This is a genomic window from Staphylococcus sp. FSL W8-0305, assembly GCF_037966415.1.
GTDB classification, from domain to species: domain Bacteria; phylum Bacillota; class Bacilli; order Staphylococcales; family Staphylococcaceae; genus Staphylococcus; species Staphylococcus aureus.
Map to the genome: position 1 here is coordinate 2,333,882 of NZ_CP150198.1, position 23,665 is coordinate 2,357,546.

Sequence of the window (23,665 nt, forward strand, 5' to 3'; positions counted from 1 at the left end):
AAACCTGACCCAGTTTGCGCATTTTATGTTTTACACACGCGAGTAATGTGTTTACTTACGTGTGTTTATTTTGTTTCTGATTTTCAATTGTATATGAATGTGGTTGCACATAAATGCACTTTCTTCCTGGTGAATTAAAGCTGTATTCCATTTTCTCTTTACGAATTTTAATAATTTGTTTGCGATTTGGAATGATGGCAGGTAAAACTAGGCCACGACGAATATGACTCCAAAGTGGATCGATATAATAGTAATAGTAATCATCGTACCCAATGAGTAACGTTACGTGAATATTTGAAACTTGTTTCGCTGGCTTGTTATCAAAGCGGAAAACACGTAGTAATGGTTTAGAACCAAGATTAGTATGGTATATTAACACAGGTTGACCTTGATCGATAATACCTTTAAGATCTTCTAAGGATTTACCAGTGCCGTCTACGATATTAGGATTGTATTTTTGTAAAAATGGTACATATGCATCTGGAAATATTGTTTGATGATAATTGCCAAGCTTAATGAATAAGTGATGTCCAACATAACCTTTATGTGGATTGTTCGGATGTGTCGGCCAATGTCTCATAATTTCTGTAGCAGGGATATGTTGGTTATTGTATTGCAACATCATGGCTGCGGAAACACCTTCACACCCCATGACCATAGGAATAGGAAATAGCTGACTGATAGGTTTAACTGGTAATATTTTTCGGTTCATAATATAGTCCTCGCATTGATTCAATAAATATTTAATATAATTATATAGCGTCAATGCAAAATGTCCTAAACATATGTTTTACATGAGTGAATAAAATTAATGGAGTGATAAAATGGAATATCAATTACAACAACTTGCGTCGTTAACGTTAGTAGGTATTAAAGAAACGTATGAAAATGGACGACAGGCTCAGCAACATATAGCAGGGTTTTGGCAAAGATGTTATCAAGAGGGAGTAATTGCAGATTTACAGTTAAAAAATAATGGTGATTTAGCCGGGATACTTGGCTTATGTATACCTGAATTAGATGGTAAGATGTCATATACGATTGCAGTTACCGGAGATAATAGTGCTGATATTGAAAAATATGATGTCATAACATTAGCAAGTTCAAAGTATATGGTATTTGAAGCACAGGGAGCAGTACCTAAAGCAGTTCAACAAAAAATGGAAGAGGTTCATCACTACATACATCAATATCAAGCAGATACGGTAAAATCAGCACCATTTTTTGAGTTGTATCAGGATGGTGATACTACAAGTGAAAAATATATTACAGAAATTTGGATGCCTGTTAAAGGGTGATTGAATAGAAATGTACTTGATATGAAGGCGTAATTTTAGTTGAAGATTCAATCTCATAATTCATAAAGAAGAACCCTGACAAAGATAGATATCTTTGCTAGGGTTCTAATTATGTTGAAGTGTTATGCGACATGTTGCTTTTTAATCATTTTAAAGTAAATGATTTGTAGACTGACTAATAGAATGGCTGTAATGAAGATAATAATCATATATGGTGATGTATTAAATTCGCCTTTTAAGCCAACTAATGGTGCAACAGCGCCACCTAAGATAAATTGGAATAAGCCAAGTAAACTTGATGCGTTACCACTGCCACCTGTTCGTTCTTCCATAGCCATTGTGAAACCAAGCGGTCCAATTGACGTCACAGGACACACATTTAAGAAGAATGCGATGAGTAAGACCCAAAGTGGTAAATGGAATGTAAGTGTCAGGATAATTAAAGCAACACCTACCACTTGTATAATAGTTAAAATGATTAATAATATGTGACGATGTAATTTTTCTACTAATAAAGCAACGACTTGACTGACAATGATTAAACCTACACCGTTAACAGCAAACATGATACTAAATTGTTGGGGTGTCATATTATACAATTTTTGAGTAATAAATGGCGATGCAGATGAATAACTAAATAGCATTACATAAGTTAAACCTTGTAATAGCATTGGAATAATAAATGCTGGTTTTTTCAAAAGACTTCCAAAGTCTTTAATGACGCTACTAAAATTCACCTGCTTTAATTCTTCTTTAGGTGTTTTAGGTAATTGAGAAGCGACGCCAATTAAAATGATGAGTGCCACAATTGTTAAAATTGTAAAAATAGAACGCCATGTTGCTACGGATAAAGCTAATCCACCGGCTAATGGTGCAAGAATAGTGATGATGCCATTAACTACCATTAAAGATGCTAAAAATTTAGCGAGTGCGTTGCCACTAAATTTATCACCAGCAGAGGCTTTGGCAATAACGATGACGCCACCACCTGTCAAACCTTGAATAAATCGTAAAGTTAAGAATAATGGCAATTGATCAACAAACATAGACAAACCTGATGCCAAAATGAAAATGATTAAAATGGATACAGCAATACGTTTGCGACCAAAAGCATCGGATAAAGGTCCAAAGATAAATTGGCCTAGTGCAAGACCAATCATTGTGAATGATAATGTTAATTGAATTTCTGATGTAGTAGAACCAAAATCACCTTGCACTTTAGGTAATGATGGTACGTACATATCTATAGTTAGAGGGCCAAAAGCGGTCATGACACCTAACGTGATTAGCAATAAAAATGAAAAATGCTTCGTTTTGGTTTTCGAAGATTGCATAAACAGACTCCTTAATTTATATAATTATATAAATTATATACGTTTTGTGTGTATTTGTATGTAGTTAGAATACAAGTTTATATAAAAAATCCCTATACTCTTAATGCATCATCACGAATAACGTAGTGATACAGATAAAGTATAGGGAATTAATGTTTATCATCAAAAGCAGGTTTAATAATTAATTAGCGCCACCATTGTCATCTTTAAATAAGCTTTCTAATTTAGATTTAATACTGTCGAATTTTGTATTAATATCATTTAACATGCTTTCAATTTTACCTTGGCTTGCATTGTTTTTAAGTGCATTATTTGCCTCTGTCAATTTGTTGATTTGGTCTTGATAAAATTGAGTTAGCTTAGAATCAGCTTTGTTTTGTTCTTGCTGCTTCAAGTTATCGATTTGATTTTGTAAATTTTTAATAATGTCATCAGTTTTTTGGTTGTTTTTAATATTTTCTTTAGCATTATCGACTTGCTGGTTAATTTGGCCGTCTTGATTTTCAACTTGTTTTTTATAATTTTGAGAGACTTTAGGGTCATTACTAACTTTATCGCTATCATTGTTAAGTAAGGCGCGTGTGACAAAAATAGCGACAATAATTAAGAGAATGGCAATAATGATATATAACCATTTTTTTGAACGGCGGGATTTCTCGTTTTCTTCTTCAAGAATTTGTTCTCTTCGATAATCTCTACCGTTATAGTATCGTTCTGGGTGTTCTTCAGGATCACCTTTAGCATATTGTTGTCTATACGATGCGTCTTCAGATTGACGACGATGATTTTGATTTTGATTGTCGTATTGATATGAATCACGGTATTTATCAGTTCTTTTCATGGGTTTCACCTCATTCAAGTTTTAACTGCAAATAATAAAGCTGATGATTTACTTTGACATTATTGTAATTTCAGAATACGAGCAATGTCAGTTGCAGTGTTTAATAAATTTTGTTCGCTATTTTGTAGGACATCTTCTAAAGTGCTAGGTGAAGAGATTATAGAATAGGCACTATCAATACCGAAATCGTAAACATGTTGATAATTTTCGCCTAGACTGCCACAAATCGCGATGACAGGAATATGATATTGTTTTGCAGCTAACGCAACGCCTACGGGTGTTTTACCAAAGATGGTCTGATAATCCATGCGTCCTTCTCCAGTAATAACGAGGTCTGCATCTTTAATTCTTTGATGAAAATCTGTAATGTCAAAGACGACATCAATACCTTTTGTTAAAGTTGTCTCACAAAACGCTAATAATGCTGCGCCCATACCGCCAGCTGCACCAGAACCTGGTATTTGATTAACTGACTTTCCTGTGCACATTTTTATCTTATCATGATAATGCGACATTGCGAAATCCAACTTTGGTATCATCTTTGCATCAGCGCCTTTTTGAGGACCATAAATATAGGTAGCACCATTTTCACCCAATAAAGGATTTGAAACATCGCAGGCCACTTTAAAGGTCACTTCTTTTAATCGCGAATCTAGATTGGTTATATCGATTTGTGCAATGTGAGCAAGATTATCACCATTCATTTGTAATAAGTCCCCGTTTACATCAGTAAACTTTACGCCTAGTGCACTTAGCATACCTGTACCACCATCATTTGTTGCACTGCCACCAATCCCTAAAATAATGGTCTTAGCACCATGATTTAATGCATCTTTAATTAGTTCACCGGTACCATATGATGATGTGTATAAAGGATTACGTTCCTCTTTTTCTAATAAATCCAAACCTGACGCTGCTGCCATTTCAATAATTGCAATTTGTTGTTCGTCTGCGCGTGCATAACATGCTTCAATAGGTCGCATTAAAGGGTCATTAACGATGACTGTATACTTAGTAGCACCTGTTGCATGCATTAAAGCATCTGTGGTGCCTTCACCACCATCAGCCATCGGAATGATATCATAATGAAGGGTTTTCCCATAAACATTAGTAAATGCCTGTTTTATAATATTGCCAACTTGCTGTGCGGTCATACTTTCCTTAAATGAGTCAGGAGCGATGACAATTTTTTGTAATTGCATAGTAGACATCCTCTCATTACTGTTGTCGCTCTTATTGTATATAAAATTACTAGTGAACTAAAGTAATCTCTATAGTGCTAATGAGTCGCGCGATAAATCAGTTACATTATAATGGCGTATAAGGATGAGGGGAAAGAGACTAAATTTGCTGTGAAAGGGTATAAAAACTGAAATAAGTATATTTGAAGAGAAGCGGATTGGCTCGCATATTCGAGTATGTTGGAGAACGCAGTTATACATATATTTTGATGTTGAGGAGTTACACATATGAAACTAACACAAACGCATGCTGAAATTTTAAAATTTATCATTGTTGGCGGCATTAATACGTTAAACTATTATGTTGTCTATTTATTGCTGTTAAAATTATTACACATTGAATATATGATTAGTCATATTACCGGATTTATAGTCGCTTTTGTGATTTCGTATTATTTGAATTGTTATTTTGTTTACAGGGTAAAACCTACTTGGAGAAAATTCATTAGTTTTCCAATTACGCAGATTGTCAACATAAGCTTACAAACAGTTTTATTATATGTATTTGTATCCTGGCTAAATTTGCCAGCAGAAATTGCACCATTTGCTGGTTTAATTATTACGATACCCATCACATTTATATTATCTAAATGGATTTTAAAAGATAGTAATTAAAGTAGCGTAAACCACTAAAAAATACTTTGGAAGGGTCTTAATATTGCGTGAAATATAATAAATAAATGATATAATATAATGGTCGCCTAACATCTCGGGCGTTACTTTAACGCAGAGAGGAGGTGTATGACGGATGTTCAATTTATTAATTGACATCATGACTTCAGCTTTAAGCGGCTGTCTTGTTGCGTTTTTTGCACATTGGTTACGAACGCGCAACAATAAAAAAGGTGACAAATAACCAACACCTAAATAAATCCCCTCACTATGGCAGTAGTGAGGGGATTTGGTGTATTTAGATGTTCAATTTATTATGTAACTAATTATAGCATTGATGAACAAGGTGTGCAATGTATTTTTGCAATATTACAATAAATGGATTTAATTACATTAGAATTAAGTATTTCGAAAAATGATTTAATAGTTGAGTCATAGGATCATTAGATAAAGCGAATAATCAATTATAGGGACATTGGGATACAAATCAATGTACTAGACTCTACAAGGCTATACTCAGGGACCCAACATAGAGAAATTGGATCCACAGTTTCTACAGACAATGCAAGTTGGCGGGGCCCCAACACAGAGTTTTACTCATGTATTCCTATTTTTAAGTACATATTAGCTGTGGCTAAGGATAAAGAATCATTACATAATAAATCATTAGTGGCTCTTTATCATTTCTGCCCCATAACCTTGTGAATTTTTAAAAGAAATGTGTCACAAATCCACGCGACATTGATAATCGTTATCAACTAATATATGATGTACTTGTAATAAGTATTAATTTTTAACAAATAACAAATTTATATTATGTATATCATCCAGTGAAATAAATAATATAAGCGGCTTAATTTAGATTATTAATTGAAAGGAGTTACATATACGATGAACAATCAGACAAATTGGATAAAGATACTCAGCGGATTTGCTTCTGATAGTAAATGGAAAATTATGTTATCAATTTTGTTGTCTATCATCAGTGTCTTTTCTGGATTAGTTCCATATTGGGCAGTCTTTAAAATTATTTTAATGATGATTAACAATGCATATACGATTAATTCGATTATGGTTTATATCTTTATTGTTTTAATCGCTTATATTTCACAAGTGTGTTGTTTTGGAGCGTCAACGATGCTATCACATATTACGGCATATGAAATTTTATCTGAAATTCGTAAAAAATTAGCTCAAAAATTAATGCCTCTCCCTTTAGGCGTAGTGGAATCTAAGAAAATAGGTGAATTAAAAAATATATTTGTCGATAAGGTTGAAACAATAGAATTACCTTTAGCACATATGATTCCTGAAGTTATAGGAAATTTACTTTTGTCAGCTGCTATCTTTTTATACATAATGCTCATTGATTGGCGTATGGCTAGTGCCTTATTAGTAACGATACCAATTTCAATTTTCGCTTTTAAAAAAGTTATGTCTGGATTTAATGAGACATATGCTGAACAAATGAAATCGAATAATTATATGAATAGCGCGATTGTAGAGTTTATCGAAGGCATTGAAGTGATTAAAACATTTAATCAATCTCAAAGTTCATATAAAAAATATAAAGATGCAGTAGATAATTATAAGATTCACACTTTGAATTGGTTTAAAAATACATGGGGGTATATGAATTTAGGAGCTAGTGTATTACCTTCAACATTTTTAGGGATTTTACCGGTCGGCATGTATTTGATATCTATTAACCAATTAAACTATGCGGAATTTTTCCTATGCATCGTATTATCTTTAGGTGTAGTAGCACCGATTAAGAATTTTACTAATTATGTAAATCATTTAAAGTCTATACAATACGCATTAACTGAAGTGAATCAAATATTAAGTCTAGAAGAGTTAGTATTGTCAACAAAATTTAAGAAGCCTCAACATTATGAAATTGCTTTTAATAATGTTGGATTTTCATATAACAAAGATAAGGACGATCTGGTCTTTAAGCATTTATCATTTACAGTACCAGAAAATAATTTCATAGCTATCGTCGGGGCATCTGGTAGCGGTAAGTCAACCATTGCCAAGCTTATATCACGATACTGGGATGTGACTTCAGGTGAAATTACGATTGGCGGTATAGATATAAAAGATATTGAATCGAAACAACTTAACGATTTAGTTGGTTTTGTTGGACAAGATAACTTTTTATTAAATCTTACTTTTAAAGAAAATATTAAACTTGGCAATCCAGAAGCTACGGATGAGGCAGTTGAAAAAGCTGCCAAGTTAGCACAATGTCATGAATTTATTGAAAAGTTGCCAGATGGATATGATACGAATGTTGGTACAGTGGGAGATAAATTGTCTGGTGGTGAAAAACAACGAGTCACTATTGCAAGAATGATATTAAAAGATGCGCCTATCATTGTATTAGATGAAGCGACTGCTTACGTTGATCCAGACAACGAACAAAAAATTCAAGAAGCATTAAATGTGTTGACGCAGGATAAAACATTGATTGTTATTGCACATCGGTTATCTACGATTCAACATGCAGATCAAATTATTGTTTTAGGTAAACAACAAATTTTAGAAAAAGGGTCACATCACTTATTGCTAAAATTAAACGGTAATTATAAGAAAATGTGGGATACGCACATGCATACAAAAGATTGGGGAATCAATACTGGACATAATTAAACTAATGAGAAAAGGAGGTCAAATATGTTTCAAATTACATTTAAAATTTTAAACTGGATAAGACCATATAAAGCAAGAATGATTTTAGGATTTAGCATGTCATTTTTAAATGCTATTTTTATTGCGTTACCTATCTTTTTAGTTGCAAAAATATTTAATAATGTGCTATCTCATAAACCTATTTATATGAAAGATATATTGAATGTTGTAATTATCATGGTTTTATTAGTGATTGGACGATTTATTACAGCATATTTCAAAAGCAAAAGCCATGAGAGCATCGCTTATGAAATGAGTGCGAAAGAACGTTTAGATATAGGGGATAAATTGAAAAATGTAAGGTTAGGTTATTTTAATTCGCATCATTCAAATGAGTTAACAACAATAGTAACAACAGATTTAACCTTTTTAGAAAACTTTGCTATGAAAATGGTGGACGTTGTTGTTAATGGATACATATTAATTACAGTACTCATATTGTCTCTACTTGTAGTTTCGTGGCAAGTATCATTATTAGCATGCATTGGCGTATTACTATCATTTTTTGCGATTCAATTATTAGAAAGAAAGAGTCGACAAAATGCGCCAGCGTATCATAATGTACAAAACCAATTAGTGGAAAAGGTATTGGAGGTTATTCGTGGTATTCAAGTAATAAAATCATTCGCGAAAGAAAATACGAGTCTTAAAAGTTTTAACCAAGCAGTCAATGGAAGTAAACGTATAAATACAAAAATAGAAATGCAATTTATCCCATTCAATTTATTGCATTTACTTAGTTTAAAAGTTGTTTCAATAATGATTGTATTAGTTGCATGCTTATTATATATGAATCATAGTATTGATTTACCTACCCTTATTATGATTTCAATTTTTTCATTTGTGATATTTGATAGTGTTGAAAATATTAATAGTGCTGCACACGTACTTGAAATGATAGATATGACGATAGATGATATTGAAAAGATAAAAAATGCTCCAGAACTGGATGAGAATGGAAAAAATTTGACGATTAAAAATGAAAATATCGCTTTTCAAAACGTGAATTTTTCATATGATGATAAACAAGTGATAAAGAATGTGAATTTTGAGATACCTACACAAACATCAACAGCAATAATTGGACCTTCAGGAAGTGGGAAATCTACATTATGTCACTTACTCTTGCGCTTTTATGATATCGATGATGGAAATATTCGCATCGATGGTGTTGATATTAAAGATATGACATTAAGTACGTTAATGTCGAAAATTAGTGCAGTATTTCAAAAGGTGTATTTATTTAATGATACGATTGAAAATAACATATTGTTTGGCGATCCAGGTGCAACGAAAGAAGAAATTATTCGTGCAGCGAAGCAAGCATGTTGCCACGACTTCATCATGTCATTACCTGAGGGATATCAAACAATGCTAAATGAAAAAGGTAGTAATTTATCTGGCGGAGAAAAGCAAAGGATTTCTATTGCTAGGGCGATATTAAAAGATGCACCAATAATTATTTTAGATGAAGCAACTGCAAGTATTGACCCTGAAAATGAACAGCTGATTCAAACGGCAATTAATGAATTAAGTAAAGGCAAAACAGTAATTACAATTGCACATAAACTTGAAACTATTAAAAATGCAGATCAGATTATAGTGCTCAATGAAGGTGAAATAATTCAAAAAGGTAGTCATGATGAATTAATTCGAAAACCAGGAATGTATCAAGACTTTATAAGAATAAAAAGTAAATCAGCAGGCTGGAAATTATAAATAATAGTTTAATATGGAATCAGAATTTGGAAATAAAAAGGGTGATAGATAATCAACAGCAAAATAAATCCCCTCACTAGGGCAATAGTGAGGGGATTTGGTGTATTTAGATGTTCAATTTATTATGTAACTAATTATAGCATTGATGAACAAGGCGCTCAACGTAATATTACAATTAATGGATTGTTTCACAACATGGTAAAGCTAGGATGTCTTTTTATTAAGAAATAATGCAATTATTAATTTTAACTGACATATTTTATCGAATCGCTGTTTATATCTGCCCGAATTCCGTATGAAGCCTTAGTCATTTCAATAGCAAGGTCAAAATTTTGCTAAAATTTATAGTTATACTGAGAAGTTTAAATTCATGTTTTCTTGAAAAACACGCGCCTTAAATGTAAACTTATTAATTATAAAAGTTTACATTCGGATTGAGGTGCTTATTTTTTATGAGGATTTTTATTACAAGTACGAATACTGATGTAGGCAAAACCTATGTTACAAAGCATTTATACCATGCTTTGAAAACACGTGGTCATCGAGTTTGTATTTTTAAACCATTTCAAACTGAGGAACGCCAAGACGGGACATTTCCAGATTTAGAAGTATTTAAAAATGAATGTGATTTAAGCTATGACATAACGTCACTTTATACTTTTAAGCAACCTGTATCACCACACCTTGCATTTAAAATGGCAAATCAAATTTTTCTAAATAAGCAGTGTGTATTAGATAAGGTAAAAGTTTTAGATAAGGAATTTGATTTTATCTTAATTGAGGGTGCTGGGGGAATTGCCGTACCAATATATGAAGGTACAGATGATTTCTACATGACTAAAGATCTAATCAATGATTGTGCAGATTGTGTCATCAGTGTGTTGCCATCAAAATTAGGTGCTATTAGCGATGCCATTGTTCACCAAGATTATGTTAATCAGAATGTATCGGCGAGTAATTTTTTAATAATGAATCGCTATACAGGCAGCTATATTGAAAAAGACAATCAAATTACGATTGGAAAATTAACAAATAAAACAGTCTATACATTTGAAGAACATGCCACGTATGAAAATTTCTCAGAAGCATTTTTAAAACAATTAATAGGAGTTAAAAATGAATTACACACAACAACTTAAACAAAAAGACTCAGAATATGTTTGGCATCCATTTACACAAATGGGTGTATATAGCAAAGAAGAAGCAATCATCATTGAAAAAGGAAAGGGTAGTTACCTTTACGATACGAATGGCAATAAATATTTAGATGGTTATGCATCGTTGTGGGTCAATGTGCATGGTCATAATAACAAATACTTGAATAAGGTAATTAAAAAGCAACTCAATAAAATTGCCCATTCTACGCTGCTAGGATCATCAAATATTCCGTCAATAGAACTTGCGGAAAAATTAATCGAAATCACGCCAAGTAATCTAAGAAAAGTATTTTATTCTGATACAGGCAGTGCGTCTGTTGAAATCGCAATAAAGATGGCATATCAGTATTGGAAAAATATTGATAGAGAAAAATATGCCAAGAAAAACAAGTTTATAACGCTAAATCACGGTTATCATGGGGATACGATTGGTGCGGTAAGTGTTGGTGGTATCAAGACCTTTCATAAAATATTTAAAGACTTAATATTTGAAAATATTCAAGTAGAAAGCCCATCTTTCTATCGCAGTAATTACGATACTGAAAATGAAATGATGACAGCTATTTTAACGAATATAGAGCAAATTCTAATTGAAAGAAATGATGAAATCGCAGGGTTTATATTGGAACCGTTGATTCAAGGTGCGACAGGCTTGTTTGTTCATCCTAAAGGCTTTTTGAAAGAAGTCGAGAAATTGTGCAAAAAATACGATGTCTTATTAATTTGTGATGAGGTAGCAGTTGGTTTTGGGAGAACTGGAAAGATGTTTGCATGCAATCATGAAGATGTTCAACCGGATATTATGTGTTTAGGTAAGGCGATTACAGGTGGCTACTTACCACTTGCAGCTACATTGACATCTCAAAAAATATACAATGCATTTTTAAGTGATTCGCATGGTGTGAATACCTTTTTCCATGGTCATACATACACCGGAAATCAAATCGTTTGTACGGTTGCATTAGAAAATATAAGACTTTATGAAAAATGTAAGTTATTGTCACAAATTGAAACGACATCATCAACACTTGAGAAACAGTTACATGCGCTGAAGCGTCATCGAAATGTTGGTGATGTAAGAGGACGAGGCTTAATGTTTGGAGTTGAATTAGTTACAGATAAAGATAGTAAAACGCCGTTAGAAATTGAAAAAGTAGAACGTATTGTACGTAATTGTAAAGAAAACGGGCTAATGATTAGAAATTTAGAAAATGTCATTACGTTTGTGCCAGTGTTAAGTATGTCAAATAAAGAAGTAAAAACGATGGTACGTATTTTTAAAAAGGCAGTACATAACATTTTAGATAGGAAGTGTTAATATGAATTTGGCTAAACGCATATTACAAGGGGAACAATTAACAAAAGAGACTGTATTGAAAATTTATGAGGATACTAATATTGATACCTTAGATTTATTAAATGAGGCGTATATTTTAAGAAAACATTATTTCGGTAAAAAAGTAAAATTAAACATGATTTTAAATGCTAAAAGTGGTATATGTCCTGAGAATTGTGGGTATTGTGGACAATCACGAGAAATTAAACAAAAACAGCGATATGCTCTAATTCCAGAGGAACAAATTATTGATGGAGCAAAGGTGGCACATGATAATCATATTGGAACATATTGTATTGTTATGAGTGGTAGAGGACCGAGCGATAAAGAAGTTGATCATATTAGTAACACTGTAAGAACGATTAAATCTCAACACCCGCAACTGAAAATATGTGCATGTTTAGGATTAACGAATGACGAACAAGCTAAGAAACTTAAGTCAGCTGGTGTAGACAGATATAACCATAATATTAATACAAGTGAAAATTACCATGATAACGTCGTGACAACGCATAGTTATAAAGATAGAACAGATACGATAGAACTAATGAAAGCGAATAATATATCACCATGTTCTGGCGTGATTTGTGGTATGGGAGAATCTAATCAAGATATTGTTGATATGGCATTTGCTTTGAAAGAAATGGATGCCGACAGTATTCCGATTAATTTTTTGCATCCAATCAAAGGTACAAAGTTTGGAAGCATGGATGATTTAACACCAATGAAATGTTTAAGAATCGTAGCATTATTCCGATTAATCAATCCTACGAAAGAAATTCGTATTGCTGGAGGAAGAGAGGTCAACTTACGTTCGTTACAGCCATTAGCATTAAAAGCGGCGAATTCAATATTTGTCGGTGATTATCTAATTACTGGTGGGCAACCGAACCAATTAGACTACGATATGATTAATGATTTGGGCTTTGAAATTGATTATGACACTTGTGAAAATAAGGAAAACAAGAATGATGTTTCAAGAGCAAATTGATTTATTACAACAGAAAGGGTTATATCGGTCGCTTAAATCGGTAGGGTATATAGATAGACAGTATATTGAAGTAGAAAATAAGCGATGTACGAACTATACATCTAATGATTATTTAGGATTAGGTCAAATAGCGTTTGATAAGGATGATTTCGAAAGTTTTATGCGGAAGTATAGTTATCACTTATCAAGTTCAAGATTGATTAGTGGAAGTTCGACAGTTTATGAAGAGATTGAATCAATGTTAGCAGGCTGGCTCGGATATAGTGCATGTACTATCTTAAATAGTGGTTATGATGCTAATTTGGCGTTATTTAATATTTTCAAAAATACAAATTGTGTCGTATTTTCAGATCAAGAAAATCATGCGAGTATTATTGACGGTATTAAGCTAAGTGGTTTAGAAAAAGTGATATATAAGCATTTAGATATTGCTGATTTAGAAAAAAGGTTAGCGGAATACCCTAATCAAAATATACAAAAAATAATCATATCTGATAGTGTATTTTCAACGAATGGCGACGTTGTGGATATTGGTCAATTAGTCTCATTAAAGCATAAATATAACGCAACACTGATACTCGATGTTTCACATAGTTTTGGAATAGAGAATTACTCGAATTATCAAGGCATAGATATACTCACTTCTAGTTTATCTAAAGCATGTGGTGCATACGGGGGTGTGATTTTAAGTTCAAATGATGTGAAGGATATGTTAATTAATCACGGTAGACCACTCATCTACTCAAGTAGTTTGCCAATTTATAATTTGTATTTTATAAAAAGAAATATTGAAAAGTTAATAAATGCTGATGATAGACGCACTAAATTAAATAGCTTGAGTAAATATTTTAACCAAAAGTTAAAAGCACTCAATGTTAATTATAATAGTTCAAACTCGCCGATTAAGTTTATTGAGTTTGATGACATAGAAGCGGCTGAGAACATTCATCAAACATTATTAAAGCATCATGTGTTTACAAGTTATTTAAGGTATCCAACTGTGACTAAGCCAATGTTAAGAATATCATTATCGTATTTTCATACTGAACAAGATATAGATAGGTTGTTTGAAATTTTGCATCAAGAAGATTGAGGTGATCGTCATGTATAGTATAAAAATGCGTTCTAGCAATCAAGATATTCATATTAGTGGTGCTGAAACGATTTGTGAGTTTGACAAAATAGAACAGACGGTACAAAGGTTTTATAATAAAGGTTTTTTTCATGAAAATGGGCAACCGGATTTTCTCAATATAAAAATACAAAAAATTATGGAACCGATTAAACAAATAAAAGCATTACAAATTATTGAGGATGATAAAGCGAATCTCCAACATTTAACACAAAAATGTGGTGTCACTGAACAAGCGCTAAATCAAGGGATGACATATATTAAAAATGAAACGGTTTATACAGGAGCTATTATTCTATCTGCTATATCTGGTAAACGTTTAGATTCATTTGGACATAGGGGGATTAGGGCAACACATTTTTCGTTTGAAGATATAAATAATAAAGGTGATCTTAATGAAAGAGTGACTGATGCCTTAGCAATTGCTAGTTGTATCAATGCGCATCCGTATGTCAAAGGAGAACTTTGCGTGTCCGATGACTTAACGTATACGACAGGTTATTTTGCCTCTGCTAAAATTGGTTACCATCGATTATTTGATATTAAACCAGTTAATACGAGATATGGAGGCAGAATAATATTTGTGGACGATCGTATTGATTTAAATCATTACATATTATTTTTAGAAAGCACACCGAAGCAAGTTGTTTATGAAACGGTATAGGGGTTTTAGTATGACATCAAAAGATATTACTCAAATTAGTGTCATTGCTGCGATTTTAACCATTTTGGCAGTTTTGAAAATACCATCCATTATACCAGGATTAGATTTTCAATTATCTGCACCAGCAGCATTATTGATATTAGCTTTCTTTGGAATTAAAAAGTACTTTTTAGGTGGATTATTATCTAGCCTATTATTACTAGTATTTGGCGTATTTAATCCGATTAATGTGATTATTTCTATTATATTTAGAGTTATAGCTATTGCAGTTGTTTATTTATTGAAAATAAATGTACTATCATTAGTTTTAGCAAGTGTATTAGGCAGTTTGGTATCAAGATTGATACTATCGGTCATTTTAAATTTACCTGTGTGGGTCGTGTTATTAAACGCGATTCCAGGCGTAATATTCACTTTAATTGTAGCTATTCCTTTATATCTCATATTGAGAAAAAGAATGGCAGTCTTACTAAGATAATAAATCAAAACACGGTCGTCACAATTACTGTTGGCGACCGTGTTTTACTAGTTATTTATTGTTTTCAGTTTCTTTTGTATCTAACAATTTCACTTTGTGATTTTCCCAATCAATTTCATATGTTGATTTAAATGTTCTAGTTTTAAAGTTTTTATAATTCGCGCCTGCCCAGTAGAAGCCATTCCAACGAATTTGGTATAAATCCATTTCACGTTGATAAGTTACTGTAATTTTAGATTTTTTAGCGCCATCTTGTCTGTGTGATAGTACGCTTAAAAATTCTGGATTGAAGTTACTTCTAGATAATAATGGCATTTGGTGTTGCGCTATGAAGTTTTGGCCAGCGTATGCACTGCTTTGTCTGCCAGCTAAGAAGAGTTCATTACCATATGTTGGGTGGAAGCTATCTCGTCCATAAGGTCCCCAACCATTATTCATAATTTTATGTGCTTCTACACCCCAACCGACATTTTTATAATTTGTGTTGCGACTTAATGTTGTTCTGTAACTTTCTTGTTTATAATTAATTGTTTCAGAAAAAGCAGTGTTTCCGTTAAGTCCGCCAGATAAACCATTAGAGATACTGATGTCACCACCAAATGTATAGCCTAAAGTGTTTTGAACTTGAAATTCTTCATTTTGATTTTTAGGTGCATAGTCTACTACATTAACCGAATCATTAGATTGTGAACTGATAGACACATTGTATTTTGCACCCCAATATATTTTTGAAAAGTCGTAGTCTTTAGGATTTGGTCTTTCATAACCTGAGTTAATATTACCTGCAGCTTTAAGCACTAAAGTATCTTTATCATAACTTTTATCTTTGATGAAATTGAATGTTAAAATCTGTGAAATTTTGAATTTATCTGAATCTGCTGTAGCTGTAGTTTTGTATAAAGTAACTTTATCATCTACTTTTTTGACGCTAACTGGTGTGATTTTGCCTTCAGCATTTGCAGTATTAGAAAGTAATAATAATGCCATAGACGTAGCAACGGATGATTTGACTAATTTATTCATGTTCATATCAATTCTGTCCTTTCACTTTGATTTCGTGAGTCTTCCAATTGACTTCATATTTCACAGTGTAGTTTCTATTTTTAAATGCATTATGGACTCTGTGACCATCTAAATAACTGTTGCCATAATGTGTTGATCTTTTAATGGCATGAGTGACATCCATATTTCTTCCATAAGTGATTTCAAATTCGCTCGTGTCGCTTGAACCTTTTTCGTGAGATACTGTTGCGATAAATGAAGGGTTAAATCCACTTTGTACAAGAGGTGGTAACTCGCTGTCTGGAACGAAATAATCTCTAGGATCTTTACTATGAGGTTTGTAGCCTACAAATAAATCGCTATCAAATGCTGATTTTTGACCTGATTCAGTGGCGAATGAATTCGCTTTGACGCCCCATAAAACACTTTTTGAGTTTTGTTGTTCTACTTCACTTACATAATTTTGTTGTGTATAGCTAATCGATTTAGAATAGTTAAATGATCCATTACCACCAAGTGATGGGGCTGATTGGAAATTACCACCAATATTGTATCCTAATGTCTGACTTACGTTTGTAGATTCAATTTTATTTTTCGGTAAATAATTGATTAAAGAAACATATTTATCATTTGTTTTCAAACCAATATTATATTGGAATGGCCAACGCATAGATTTAATATGATTTGTATTTTTATAGTTATAATATGTTGTTCGAGAGCTAATGAATCCTTGCATCTTTAAGATCAAAGCATCTTTGTTATATTTTTTATCCTTCACAAAGTCGAATTGGATATTTTGAGTCACGCCCCATTTATTACTTGTTTTATCTTCTGTCCTTTTGATAATTTCTACATCGTTTCCTTTACCGATGTCTTCAGTATCATTGGCAGCTTTAGCATTTTCTAATAACGGATTGGCAAGAGGGGCAAGTAAGCTTACAGATAAAGTTGTAGCTAATATTTTATTTTTAAGCATAATTTTCACTTTCTTTCTATAATTTTATTTAACTTAATTAAATAATAATATATTTTGGACGTTATTATAATTAACTGTTCATTAACAATTGACCATTATCAACTTTTTTTACAATTAAGTTAAAAATGCCATAATTCCGTTCAATTTAACCTTTTTTGTTTGGAATGCTAAAAGCTAATTTTGTGAGAAATATAGTTAATAAAACCTTGGTATTGTTGACAGTTGTAAACATTTTAAGGCAACCGATTGCACGAATGTCTTGCTTTTATTTTTAATTAATGTTTGTAAAATACAAATTGTTCTTTTTTGCGATTTTTGATGAATCCATCTAAAAGTTAATTATTTATTAACTTGAGAATATTTATTTAAGCTTTCAAGTTAAATTGTTTCATTTTTATTATTTGTGTATCTACTATGATGCGATACTTTGCTCTTATAAAAATCAGTTGTACGATAAAATAATTTAATGTTATGAGGCTGATTCAATATGTTAAAAAATCCTGAGACAAGTATGAAGTGTCCCAGGATTTTATAAAATGATTGAACTGTTTACTTAGGTGTGATGCTTTTAATTTTTACTTCATGTGTTTTCCAGTTCACTTCATATTTAACTGTAACGTTTCGGTTTTTAAAAGCATCATGTTTTCTATCAACGGCTAAACGATGTCTTGTCACGTATGCATATGTAGCATCCATGTTTCTGCCGTAAGTGATTTCAAACTCGCTTTTATCACCTTTACCTTTTTCGTGTGACAATGTTGTAATAAATGATGGATTAAAGCCACTTTGAATTAAAGGAGGTAGTTGATTATCTGGGACGAAATAGTCTCTTGCTGCTGGACCAGTTGGGTCTTGTGCAAATAAGTATTGATCATATGCAGATACTTGACCATTCGGTGTAACGAATGAATTTGCTTTCACTCCCCATTTAACACCTTTAGAGTTCTGACTTTCTACTTCAGTAACATAGTTTTTTTGATTATAACTAATTGTTTTAGAGTAGTTGAATGAGCCACTGCCTCCGATTGATGGCGCTGATTGGAAGTTTCCGCCGATATTATAGCCTAATTTCTGACTAACATCTGCTGAATCAATTTTATTTTTAGGAAGATAATTGATTAAATCAACATTAGAGTCTTTCGTTTTCAAACTGATATTATATTGAAATGGCCATATCATTCTTTTAATATATGGATATTTTTTTAAGTCTGAATATGTTGTTCTAGAGCTGATGAAGCCTTGCATCTTAACAACTAGGGCATCTTTGTTATATTTTTTATCTTTTACAAAATCAAATTGAATGTTTTGAGTTATAGCTAATCGTTTGCTAGTAATGTCTTGTGTTCTTTTGATGATTTCTGCACCTTGGCCGATATCTTCTATCTTATTTTCTGCTTTAGAAATTTCTATAAATGGATTGGCTAAAGGGGCGATTAAACCAACTGCTAAAGTTGCTGTTAATATTTTATTTTTAATCATAGAAATCACTTTCTTTCTATTTAATTTTAAGTTCATATATATAATAATCTATTTGTAAGCGTTTTCGAATTAACTATTCGTTAAAAGTTAATTACTATCAACATGTATTGAAGAGACATTTTTAGCATTGTTAAATGATGTTTTAGCATTATGTTATGTTTAAAAGATTTATTGGTCGCAGGCGTTTATATAGCTACATAACTATGTTTTGCAAGTCTTATTCTATTGAATTAATGTTTAATTAAGGTGCTTGAAGTGGTAGAGGAATGGATTGTGCAATAGTTTGTGAAAATTTGAAGTTAATAAAGTTGAGCTGATTCAACTAAATGATGAACTATTCGTTAACGATGTAAGGATTATTTAACAAGTTGCAGGTAAAAAAGTGAGCTGACAAATAGCGAAGAAACATTTAATTGATGGAAAATGAAAAAAGAACCGCAGATTCGATTGAGAATCAACGGTTCTTTTTAATCACGGTTTTTTACGAAAATTATTTAAATAATGATGTAAAACTAGAGAAGATATTTTTGATTGATTATTTCCAGAATGATTTGAATATGCCTGTTAAAGCGTTTTTGAAAGTTGTTGCTGTTTCTTGAGCTTTAATAGCTGTTTTTACTAATTCTGGTTTTTGGTAGAATGCGTATAACACTTTACCAGTGTTGATTGACTCAGTTACATAGTTTCTTACTTGTGCATATGATTTAGCTAAGTTCCCGCTTTCTTTGCTTACTTCAAGAGGTTTAATGTATGAACCATAGCCACTACCGATAGTTGTTAAAACTGTTTTATCAATCAAACCTTTATATTGGTAATATTTATTATAGTAGTACTTTGCTGTATCATATTTTTCTTTATAGCTTTTATAAGTATCTGTTAAATACTTGTAACCATAGTTAAATGAATCTTTTAATGATTGGTAGTAACCTAATAATTTAGATTGAGGAACCTCAACTTTTGGTGATTGAATTTGAGGGACTTCAACTTTTGGTGATTCTGCTTTAGGTTTTTCAATTTGTGGTGATTGAATTTGAGGAGCCTCAACTTTTGGCGCCACTTTCTTTTCAGCATCTTTTTGAGCTACTAATGCGTCTAATTGTTTCTGTAAATGCTTTTGTACATCCATAGGTGCTTTATTAACTTCACGTTGTGCTAAACGTCTGTTTTCAATTGAATCTTTTTCATTTAATTTTGAGATTGCATCATTTGCTGATTTCACACGCTCATCATGACGAACGATTGCTTTTTCAATTGAAACTTTTTCTACAAAGCGGTTATTTTTATCACGTAAATCTTTAGGTAATTTTGAGTTAGCTTCATATGCTGCTGATTTATCGTGTGGTGCTTTGTTATCTTGGAAATCTTTAATTGCTTTATCCGCATTTTCAATATTTTGACGTTCTTTAGCTTTAGAAGATTGTACTGATTCTACCCAAACTTGTTGGCTTCTATCAGGGTTTTCTTTAATTTGTGCAATGTAATTATTTTTTTCTTGTTCAGTTAAGTTATCATTTTTAAGAACATTGTAAAAAGCGTTTTGTTGTGCAACACGTCGGTCTGGGTTCTTGCTGTCTTTAAGTGATTCAGAGAATACTTCTTGTGCACGTTCTGGGTGTTCGCGTAATGTTTTGATGTATTGGTTACGTTGTTCTTCTGTGATACCTTTTAGATGTAATACTTGATAAAAAGCTTTTTGTTGATCTGTTACGTAGTTGTTTTGAGTTGTTTGGTGCTTAGTTGAAGTTTGTTGCGTGTTTTCACTCGCTTTTGCTTCCCCATTTGAAATCATTGTAGCTAAAGTAATTGTTGCTGCCCCAACTAGCAACTTCGAGATATATTTATTTTTCATGTGTATTCCCTTTCTTTTTACATATTAAATTTATTGTATGCTTTTAGAATTTATCACATGAGAATACAAATGGAAATTAACTAATTATTAACTAATGTTAACTAATAGATTAACTAGTGTTAACTATGTAAAAAAGCGTTTAATTCAGAACATTCAGCGTATTTTAAGTAAGAAAGTACTATATGGAGAAATGCAATAGTTTGCTAATAAATAGAGGAGAAAATTGTCTTTCGAAGAGAGTTTGGTAGAGTAGAAATCTCATTTGATTTGTCACTGATGCACTTTTTCTTCTATATAATTAGGTCAAGACATTAGATAGCTTCGCAACTCATGCATAGGGTCCCAACATAGAAACTTTCGAGACGAAAGTTAACAAACAGGGAGAGTTGGGCGCCTTTCTAACAAATAAATTTGAAGAAGACGGAGGAACGCAGTTGGACGTAAAAAGTCAACTGCATAAGCCTTTCTAGCTCATAAAATCCGCAGAAAATAAAGGAACGCATTAGATAGCTTCGCTACTAATGCATAAGCCTTTCTAGCTCATAAAATTCGCAGAAAGGCTAAAAAATATTTTTAGGGGTTGCGAATGAATAAATTAGTTTAATTTTATAAAAATTTATAAAAATTAAAAACGTTGTAAATTTAAAATAAATCATTCATAATATTGTTACTATACTAATTCAAGGTGGTTCAACGCATGTCTCATAATGAAAATCTTAAATTGGCGCAACGCGGTGCTTATTTGAGTTTGATTGTATATATAATCTTATCTATTGTTAAGTATGTCACGGGTTTTGTCTTTAACTCTGCAGCTGTAAGAGCTGACGCATTAAACAATATGACAGATATTATCGTTTCTTTAGCTGTTATTATTGGATTGAAAATTTCAATTAAACCTGCCGATCGAAATCATCCTTACGGCCATTTGAAGTCTGAAAATATTTCTTCATTATTGGTGTCATTTGTCATTATGTTTGTAGGTATCCAAGTAGTTATTCAAAATGCACCTCGTTTGTTCAAAGAAGATGACGTTGTACCTAACGCAATAACAATTATCGTCAGCTTAATCAGTGGTCTTGTAATGTTGATTGTATTTGCAGTCAATCAAAGACTAGCGAAAAGAACGAAAAGTAGTTCTTTAAATTCTGCTGCCAAAGATAATTTATCAGATAGTTTAGTCAGCATTGGAACGGCGATAGGATTAATTTTTACGCAAATCGGTTTCCCAATTGTCGATATTATTTTAGCAACATTGCTAGGCTTACTAATCGTTTATACTGGTTTTGGTATTTTTAAAGAAGCAATTTTTATGTTGAGTGATGGTTTCAATGAAACTGAATTAGAAGCGTATCGCAATGATATTTTAGAAGTTGATGAAGTACAAGAAGTTAAAAGTATTAAAGGGCGTTACCATGGAAGTAGTGTGTTTATTGATGTCACAATTGTTGTAGATGCTAACCTTTCCTTAGTAGAAGCGCATCAAATTTGTGATAATGTCGAACATCATTTGCACAAAAAAGGTATTTCCTCAGTATACGTTCACCCAGAACCAGACCATCTATAATGTATTTAAACGTCTTCATAGATATATAAATATCTGAGGAGGCGTTTTTATTACATTTATTTTTAGGAGCACCTAAAAATATTTTTTAAACCTTAGAAAAATGACGGACAAAGGTGTATAATATGATTTGTTATTAGGTGGTTATTGATTCATTTATGAATTAAAAAATGAAAATGGGGAATAGGATTTATGTATTTAATGTCTAGTGATAATTGATTTAATCATTGAATTTTAAAACATATTGAAAAGAAAATTGCTAAGATTAAATCATCTTAAAATATCCCTGAAATAACGTCCTAAAGATTAAAGGAAAGAGGTTATAAGTTATGCCAAAATTAATTTTATGTCGTCATGGACAAAGCGAGTGGAATGCTAAAAACTTATTTACTGGATGGGAAGATGTTAATTTATCTGAACAAGGTATTAATGAAGCGACTAGAGCAGGTGAAAAAGTAAGAGAAAATAACATTGACATCGATGTAGCTTTTACATCGTTATTAACACGTGCTTTAGATACAACGCATTATATTTTAACTGAATCTAAACAACAATGGATTCCTGTATATAAAAGCTGGCGTTTAAATGAGCGTCACTATGGTGGATTGCAAGGCTTAAATAAAGATGATGCTAGAAAAGAATTTGGAGAGGAACAAGTACATATTTGGCGTCGTTCTTATGATGTGAAACCACCTGCTGAAACCGAAGAACAACGTGAAGCTTACTTAGCTGATCGTCGATATAATCATTTAGATAAACGTATGATGCCTTATTCCGAAAGTCTGAAAGATACTTTAGTTCGAGTGATACCATTTTGGACAGATCATATTTCACAATATTTGCTAGATGGTCAAACGGTATTAGTTTCTGCACACGGAAATTCAATTCGCGCATTGATTAAATATCTTGAAGATGTGTCAGATGAAGATATCATTAATTATGAAATTAAAACAGGTGCACCGCTTGTTTATGAATTAACGGATGATTTAGAAGTTATAGATAAATACTACTTATAAAAAAGAGCTGCATGTACACAAGGAGTGAGTGTATATGCAGCTCTTAAATATGTGAAGTAATGTAAGGAAATAGTTAAGTATAGAGTTTATATTAACGAGCTAGGGATACTCGAAAATATAGTTAGACATACAATATAGTCAAATTAAAACAATTATTTCGCTCTTTTGTGTTGCTTAATAATCTTTAAAGCACGCTTTCTTGTTTTAATGTTAGGGCTATTTAAATTACGACGAGCAGTCTGTAAATCTAATTTCATCTCTATCCCTCCTTGTAAATATATTATG

Annotated in this window: 23 protein-coding genes and 1 pseudogene; 15 read left to right on the forward strand and 9 right to left on the reverse strand. The window is 32.1% G+C overall.

The window, feature by feature from the left end; translation table 11 throughout:
• Window positions 1-55: 55 nt before the first annotated feature.
• On the reverse strand, window positions 56-712 hold the full coding sequence (locus tag NST10_RS11260) for a C39 family peptidase (RefSeq protein WP_001080275.1): 657 nt from the start codon (window positions 710-712) through the stop codon (window positions 56-58).
• Window positions 713-824: 112 nt separating this feature from the next.
• Here NST10_RS11260 and NST10_RS11265 point away from each other — a divergent pair, with 112 nt between their 5' ends.
• The gene (locus tag NST10_RS11265) at window positions 825-1,298 is read left to right on the forward strand and encodes a GyrI-like domain-containing protein (protein ID WP_000456496.1); all 474 of its coding nucleotides are present in this window, start codon (window positions 825-827) and stop codon (window positions 1,296-1,298) included.
• A 122-nt stretch (window positions 1,299-1,420) separates the two neighbouring features.
• On the opposite strand, the gene NST10_RS11270 is transcribed toward NST10_RS11265, so the two are convergent.
• From NST10_RS11270 to NST10_RS11280, 3 genes are all read right to left on the reverse strand, one after another.
• Entirely contained in the window at window positions 1,421-2,632 is a 1,212-nt protein-coding gene (locus NST10_RS11270; RefSeq protein WP_001191919.1) for a multidrug effflux MFS transporter, read from the reverse strand.
• A 181-nt stretch (window positions 2,633-2,813) separates the two neighbouring features.
• Window positions 2,814-3,473: a membrane protein gene (locus NST10_RS11275; protein WP_000831298.1), complete on the reverse strand. Its 660-nt coding sequence runs from the start codon at window positions 3,471-3,473 to the stop codon at window positions 2,814-2,816.
• A gap of 59 nt (window positions 3,474-3,532) precedes the next feature.
• Window positions 3,533-4,675 carry a glycerate kinase gene (locus tag NST10_RS11280; RefSeq protein WP_001176855.1) on the reverse strand — a complete coding sequence of 381 codons (1,143 nt, stop codon included), beginning with the start codon at window positions 4,673-4,675 and terminating at the stop codon, window positions 3,533-3,535.
• 267 nt (window positions 4,676-4,942) lie between these two features.
• Between NST10_RS11280 and gtxA the strand changes: the two genes are divergently transcribed.
• The 11 genes and pseudogenes from gtxA to NST10_RS11335 all read left to right on the forward strand — a co-directional run bounded on the left by gtxA (window position 4,943) and on the right by NST10_RS11335 (window position 15,497).
• Window positions 4,943-5,329 carry a flippase GtxA gene (gene gtxA, locus NST10_RS11285; protein ID WP_000779351.1) on the forward strand — a complete coding sequence of 129 codons (387 nt, stop codon included), beginning with the start codon at window positions 4,943-4,945 and terminating at the stop codon, window positions 5,327-5,329.
• A gap of 133 nt (window positions 5,330-5,462) precedes the next feature.
• Complete coding sequence (locus NST10_RS11290; protein WP_000482647.1) at window positions 5,463-5,570, forward strand: type I toxin-antitoxin system Fst family toxin; 108 nt, start codon at window positions 5,463-5,465, stop codon at window positions 5,568-5,570.
• Window positions 5,571-6,217: 647 nt separating this feature from the next.
• The gene (locus NST10_RS11295; protein WP_339209856.1) at window positions 6,218-7,981 is read left to right on the forward strand and encodes an ABC transporter ATP-binding protein; all 1,764 of its coding nucleotides are present in this window, start codon (window positions 6,218-6,220) and stop codon (window positions 7,979-7,981) included.
• A 24-nt stretch (window positions 7,982-8,005) separates the two neighbouring features.
• Entirely contained in the window at window positions 8,006-9,739 is a 1,734-nt protein-coding gene (locus NST10_RS11300; RefSeq protein WP_000486505.1) for an ABC transporter ATP-binding protein, read from the forward strand.
• A gap of 230 nt (window positions 9,740-9,969) precedes the next feature.
• Window positions 9,970-10,137: pseudogene (locus NST10_RS11305) on the forward strand (hypothetical protein).
• Between the two features lie 54 nt (window positions 10,138-10,191).
• Complete coding sequence (bioD, locus tag NST10_RS11310) at window positions 10,192-10,878, forward strand: dethiobiotin synthase (RefSeq protein WP_001217911.1); 687 nt, start codon at window positions 10,192-10,194, stop codon at window positions 10,876-10,878.
• Window positions 10,856-12,214, forward strand: coding sequence for an adenosylmethionine--8-amino-7-oxononanoate transaminase (gene bioA / locus NST10_RS11315; RefSeq protein ID WP_001110068.1), 1,359 nt, complete (start codon window positions 10,856-10,858; stop codon window positions 12,212-12,214). Before bioD ends, bioA begins: the two co-directional genes overlap by 23 nt.
• A gap of 1 nt (window position 12,215) precedes the next feature.
• Window positions 12,216-13,223 (forward strand): biotin synthase BioB, encoded by a 1,008-nt coding sequence (gene bioB, locus NST10_RS11320; protein WP_001046650.1) that lies wholly within the window; start codon window positions 12,216-12,218, stop codon window positions 13,221-13,223.
• On the forward strand, window positions 13,201-14,316 hold the full coding sequence (locus tag NST10_RS11325; RefSeq protein ID WP_000971554.1) for a pyridoxal phosphate-dependent aminotransferase family protein: 1,116 nt from the start codon (window positions 13,201-13,203) through the stop codon (window positions 14,314-14,316). Before bioB ends, NST10_RS11325 begins: the two co-directional genes overlap by 23 nt.
• Before the next feature lie 10 nt (window positions 14,317-14,326).
• Window positions 14,327-15,019, forward strand: coding sequence for a 6-carboxyhexanoate--CoA ligase (locus NST10_RS11330; protein WP_000286868.1), 693 nt, complete (start codon window positions 14,327-14,329; stop codon window positions 15,017-15,019).
• A 10-nt stretch (window positions 15,020-15,029) separates the two neighbouring features.
• A complete protein-coding gene (locus NST10_RS11335) occupies window positions 15,030-15,497 on the forward strand; it encodes a QueT transporter family protein (protein WP_000200947.1) in 468 nt (155 codons plus the stop codon).
• A gap of 51 nt (window positions 15,498-15,548) precedes the next feature.
• On the opposite strand, the gene hlgB is transcribed toward NST10_RS11335, so the two are convergent.
• The 4 genes from hlgB to sbi all read right to left on the reverse strand — a co-directional run bounded on the left by hlgB (window position 15,549) and on the right by sbi (window position 20,803).
• Complete coding sequence (hlgB, locus tag NST10_RS11340; protein ID WP_001056917.1) at window positions 15,549-16,526, reverse strand: bi-component gamma-hemolysin HlgAB/HlgCB subunit B; 978 nt, start codon at window positions 16,524-16,526, stop codon at window positions 15,549-15,551.
• Window position 16,527: 1 nt separating this feature from the next.
• Window positions 16,528-17,475: a bi-component gamma-hemolysin HlgCB subunit C gene (hlgC, locus tag NST10_RS11345; RefSeq protein ID WP_000916697.1), complete on the reverse strand. Its 948-nt coding sequence runs from the start codon at window positions 17,473-17,475 to the stop codon at window positions 16,528-16,530.
• A 549-nt stretch (window positions 17,476-18,024) separates the two neighbouring features.
• Window positions 18,025-18,954, reverse strand: a complete 930-nt coding sequence (hlgA, locus tag NST10_RS11350) for a bi-component gamma-hemolysin HlgAB subunit A (protein WP_000594516.1) — start codon at window positions 18,952-18,954, stop codon at window positions 18,025-18,027.
• Window positions 18,955-19,489: 535 nt separating this feature from the next.
• Entirely contained in the window at window positions 19,490-20,803 is a 1,314-nt protein-coding gene (gene sbi / locus NST10_RS11355) for an immunoglobulin-binding protein Sbi (RefSeq protein WP_000792567.1), read from the reverse strand.
• Between the two features lie 94 nt (window positions 20,804-20,897).
• Here sbi and NST10_RS11360 point away from each other — a divergent pair, with 94 nt between their 5' ends.
• The 3 genes from NST10_RS11360 to NST10_RS11370 all read left to right on the forward strand — a co-directional run bounded on the left by NST10_RS11360 (window position 20,898) and on the right by NST10_RS11370 (window position 23,380).
• Window positions 20,898-21,002: a hypothetical protein gene (locus NST10_RS11360; RefSeq protein ID WP_001791249.1), complete on the forward strand. Its 105-nt coding sequence runs from the start codon at window positions 20,898-20,900 to the stop codon at window positions 21,000-21,002.
• 498 nt (window positions 21,003-21,500) lie between these two features.
• On the forward strand, window positions 21,501-22,367 hold the full coding sequence (locus tag NST10_RS11365) for a cation diffusion facilitator family transporter (RefSeq protein ID WP_000019127.1): 867 nt from the start codon (window positions 21,501-21,503) through the stop codon (window positions 22,365-22,367).
• 326 nt (window positions 22,368-22,693) lie between these two features.
• A complete protein-coding gene (locus NST10_RS11370; protein ID WP_001125210.1) occupies window positions 22,694-23,380 on the forward strand; it encodes a 2,3-diphosphoglycerate-dependent phosphoglycerate mutase in 687 nt (228 codons plus the stop codon).
• 152 nt (window positions 23,381-23,532) lie between these two features.
• Here NST10_RS11370 and NST10_RS11375 read toward each other — a convergent pair whose 3' ends face one another.
• The gene (locus NST10_RS11375; protein WP_000762708.1) at window positions 23,533-23,637 is read right to left on the reverse strand and encodes a putative metal homeostasis protein; all 105 of its coding nucleotides are present in this window, start codon (window positions 23,635-23,637) and stop codon (window positions 23,533-23,535) included.
• Window positions 23,638-23,665: the final 28 nt, after the last annotated feature.

What these genes read in the sequence shown, in the direction of transcription:
- gtxA (WP_000779351.1), top strand. Translation starts at nt 4,943, where the DNA reads ATGAAACTAACACAAACGCATGCTGAAATTTTAAAATTTATCATTGTT.
- NST10_RS11290 (WP_000482647.1), top strand. Translation starts at nt 5,463, where the DNA reads ATGTTCAATTTATTAATTGACATCATGACTTCAGCTTTAAGCGGCTGT.
- NST10_RS11360 (WP_001791249.1), top strand. Translation starts at nt 20,898, where the DNA reads ATGTTAACTAATAGATTAACTAGTGTTAACTATGTAAAAAAGCGTTTA.
- NST10_RS11280 (WP_001176855.1), bottom strand. Translation starts at nt 4,675, where the DNA reads ATGCAATTACAAAAAATTGTCATCGCTCCTGACTCATTTAAGGAAAGT.
- bioB (WP_001046650.1), top strand. Translation starts at nt 12,216, where the DNA reads ATGAATTTGGCTAAACGCATATTACAAGGGGAACAATTAACAAAAGAG.
- NST10_RS11295 (WP_339209856.1), top strand. Translation starts at nt 6,218, where the DNA reads ATGAACAATCAGACAAATTGGATAAAGATACTCAGCGGATTTGCTTCT.
- hlgC (WP_000916697.1), bottom strand. Translation starts at nt 17,475, where the DNA reads ATGCTTAAAAATAAAATATTAGCTACAACTTTATCTGTAAGCTTACTT.
- bioA (WP_001110068.1), top strand. Translation starts at nt 10,856, where the DNA reads ATGAATTACACACAACAACTTAAACAAAAAGACTCAGAATATGTTTGG.
- hlgA (WP_000594516.1), bottom strand. Translation starts at nt 18,954, where the DNA reads ATGATTAAAAATAAAATATTAACAGCAACTTTAGCAGTTGGTTTAATC.
- NST10_RS11260 (WP_001080275.1), bottom strand. Translation starts at nt 712, where the DNA reads ATGAACCGAAAAATATTACCAGTTAAACCTATCAGTCAGCTATTTCCT.
- NST10_RS11265 (WP_000456496.1), top strand. Translation starts at nt 825, where the DNA reads ATGGAATATCAATTACAACAACTTGCGTCGTTAACGTTAGTAGGTATT.
- NST10_RS11270 (WP_001191919.1), bottom strand. Translation starts at nt 2,632, where the DNA reads ATGCAATCTTCGAAAACCAAAACGAAGCATTTTTCATTTTTATTGCTA.
- NST10_RS11365 (WP_000019127.1), top strand. Translation starts at nt 21,501, where the DNA reads ATGTCTCATAATGAAAATCTTAAATTGGCGCAACGCGGTGCTTATTTG.
- hlgB (WP_001056917.1), bottom strand. Translation starts at nt 16,526, where the DNA reads ATGAACATGAATAAATTAGTCAAATCATCCGTTGCTACGTCTATGGCA.
- NST10_RS11370 (WP_001125210.1), top strand. Translation starts at nt 22,694, where the DNA reads ATGCCAAAATTAATTTTATGTCGTCATGGACAAAGCGAGTGGAATGCT.
- NST10_RS11325 (WP_000971554.1), top strand. Translation starts at nt 13,201, where the DNA reads ATGATGTTTCAAGAGCAAATTGATTTATTACAACAGAAAGGGTTATAT.
- NST10_RS11330 (WP_000286868.1), top strand. Translation starts at nt 14,327, where the DNA reads ATGTATAGTATAAAAATGCGTTCTAGCAATCAAGATATTCATATTAGT.
- sbi (WP_000792567.1), bottom strand. Translation starts at nt 20,803, where the DNA reads ATGAAAAATAAATATATCTCGAAGTTGCTAGTTGGGGCAGCAACAATT.
- NST10_RS11275 (WP_000831298.1), bottom strand. Translation starts at nt 3,473, where the DNA reads ATGAAAAGAACTGATAAATACCGTGATTCATATCAATACGACAATCAA.
- NST10_RS11375 (WP_000762708.1), bottom strand. Translation starts at nt 23,637, where the DNA reads ATGAAATTAGATTTACAGACTGCTCGTCGTAATTTAAATAGCCCTAAC.
- NST10_RS11300 (WP_000486505.1), top strand. Translation starts at nt 8,006, where the DNA reads ATGTTTCAAATTACATTTAAAATTTTAAACTGGATAAGACCATATAAA.
- bioD (WP_001217911.1), top strand. Translation starts at nt 10,192, where the DNA reads ATGAGGATTTTTATTACAAGTACGAATACTGATGTAGGCAAAACCTAT.
- NST10_RS11335 (WP_000200947.1), top strand. Translation starts at nt 15,030, where the DNA reads ATGACATCAAAAGATATTACTCAAATTAGTGTCATTGCTGCGATTTTA.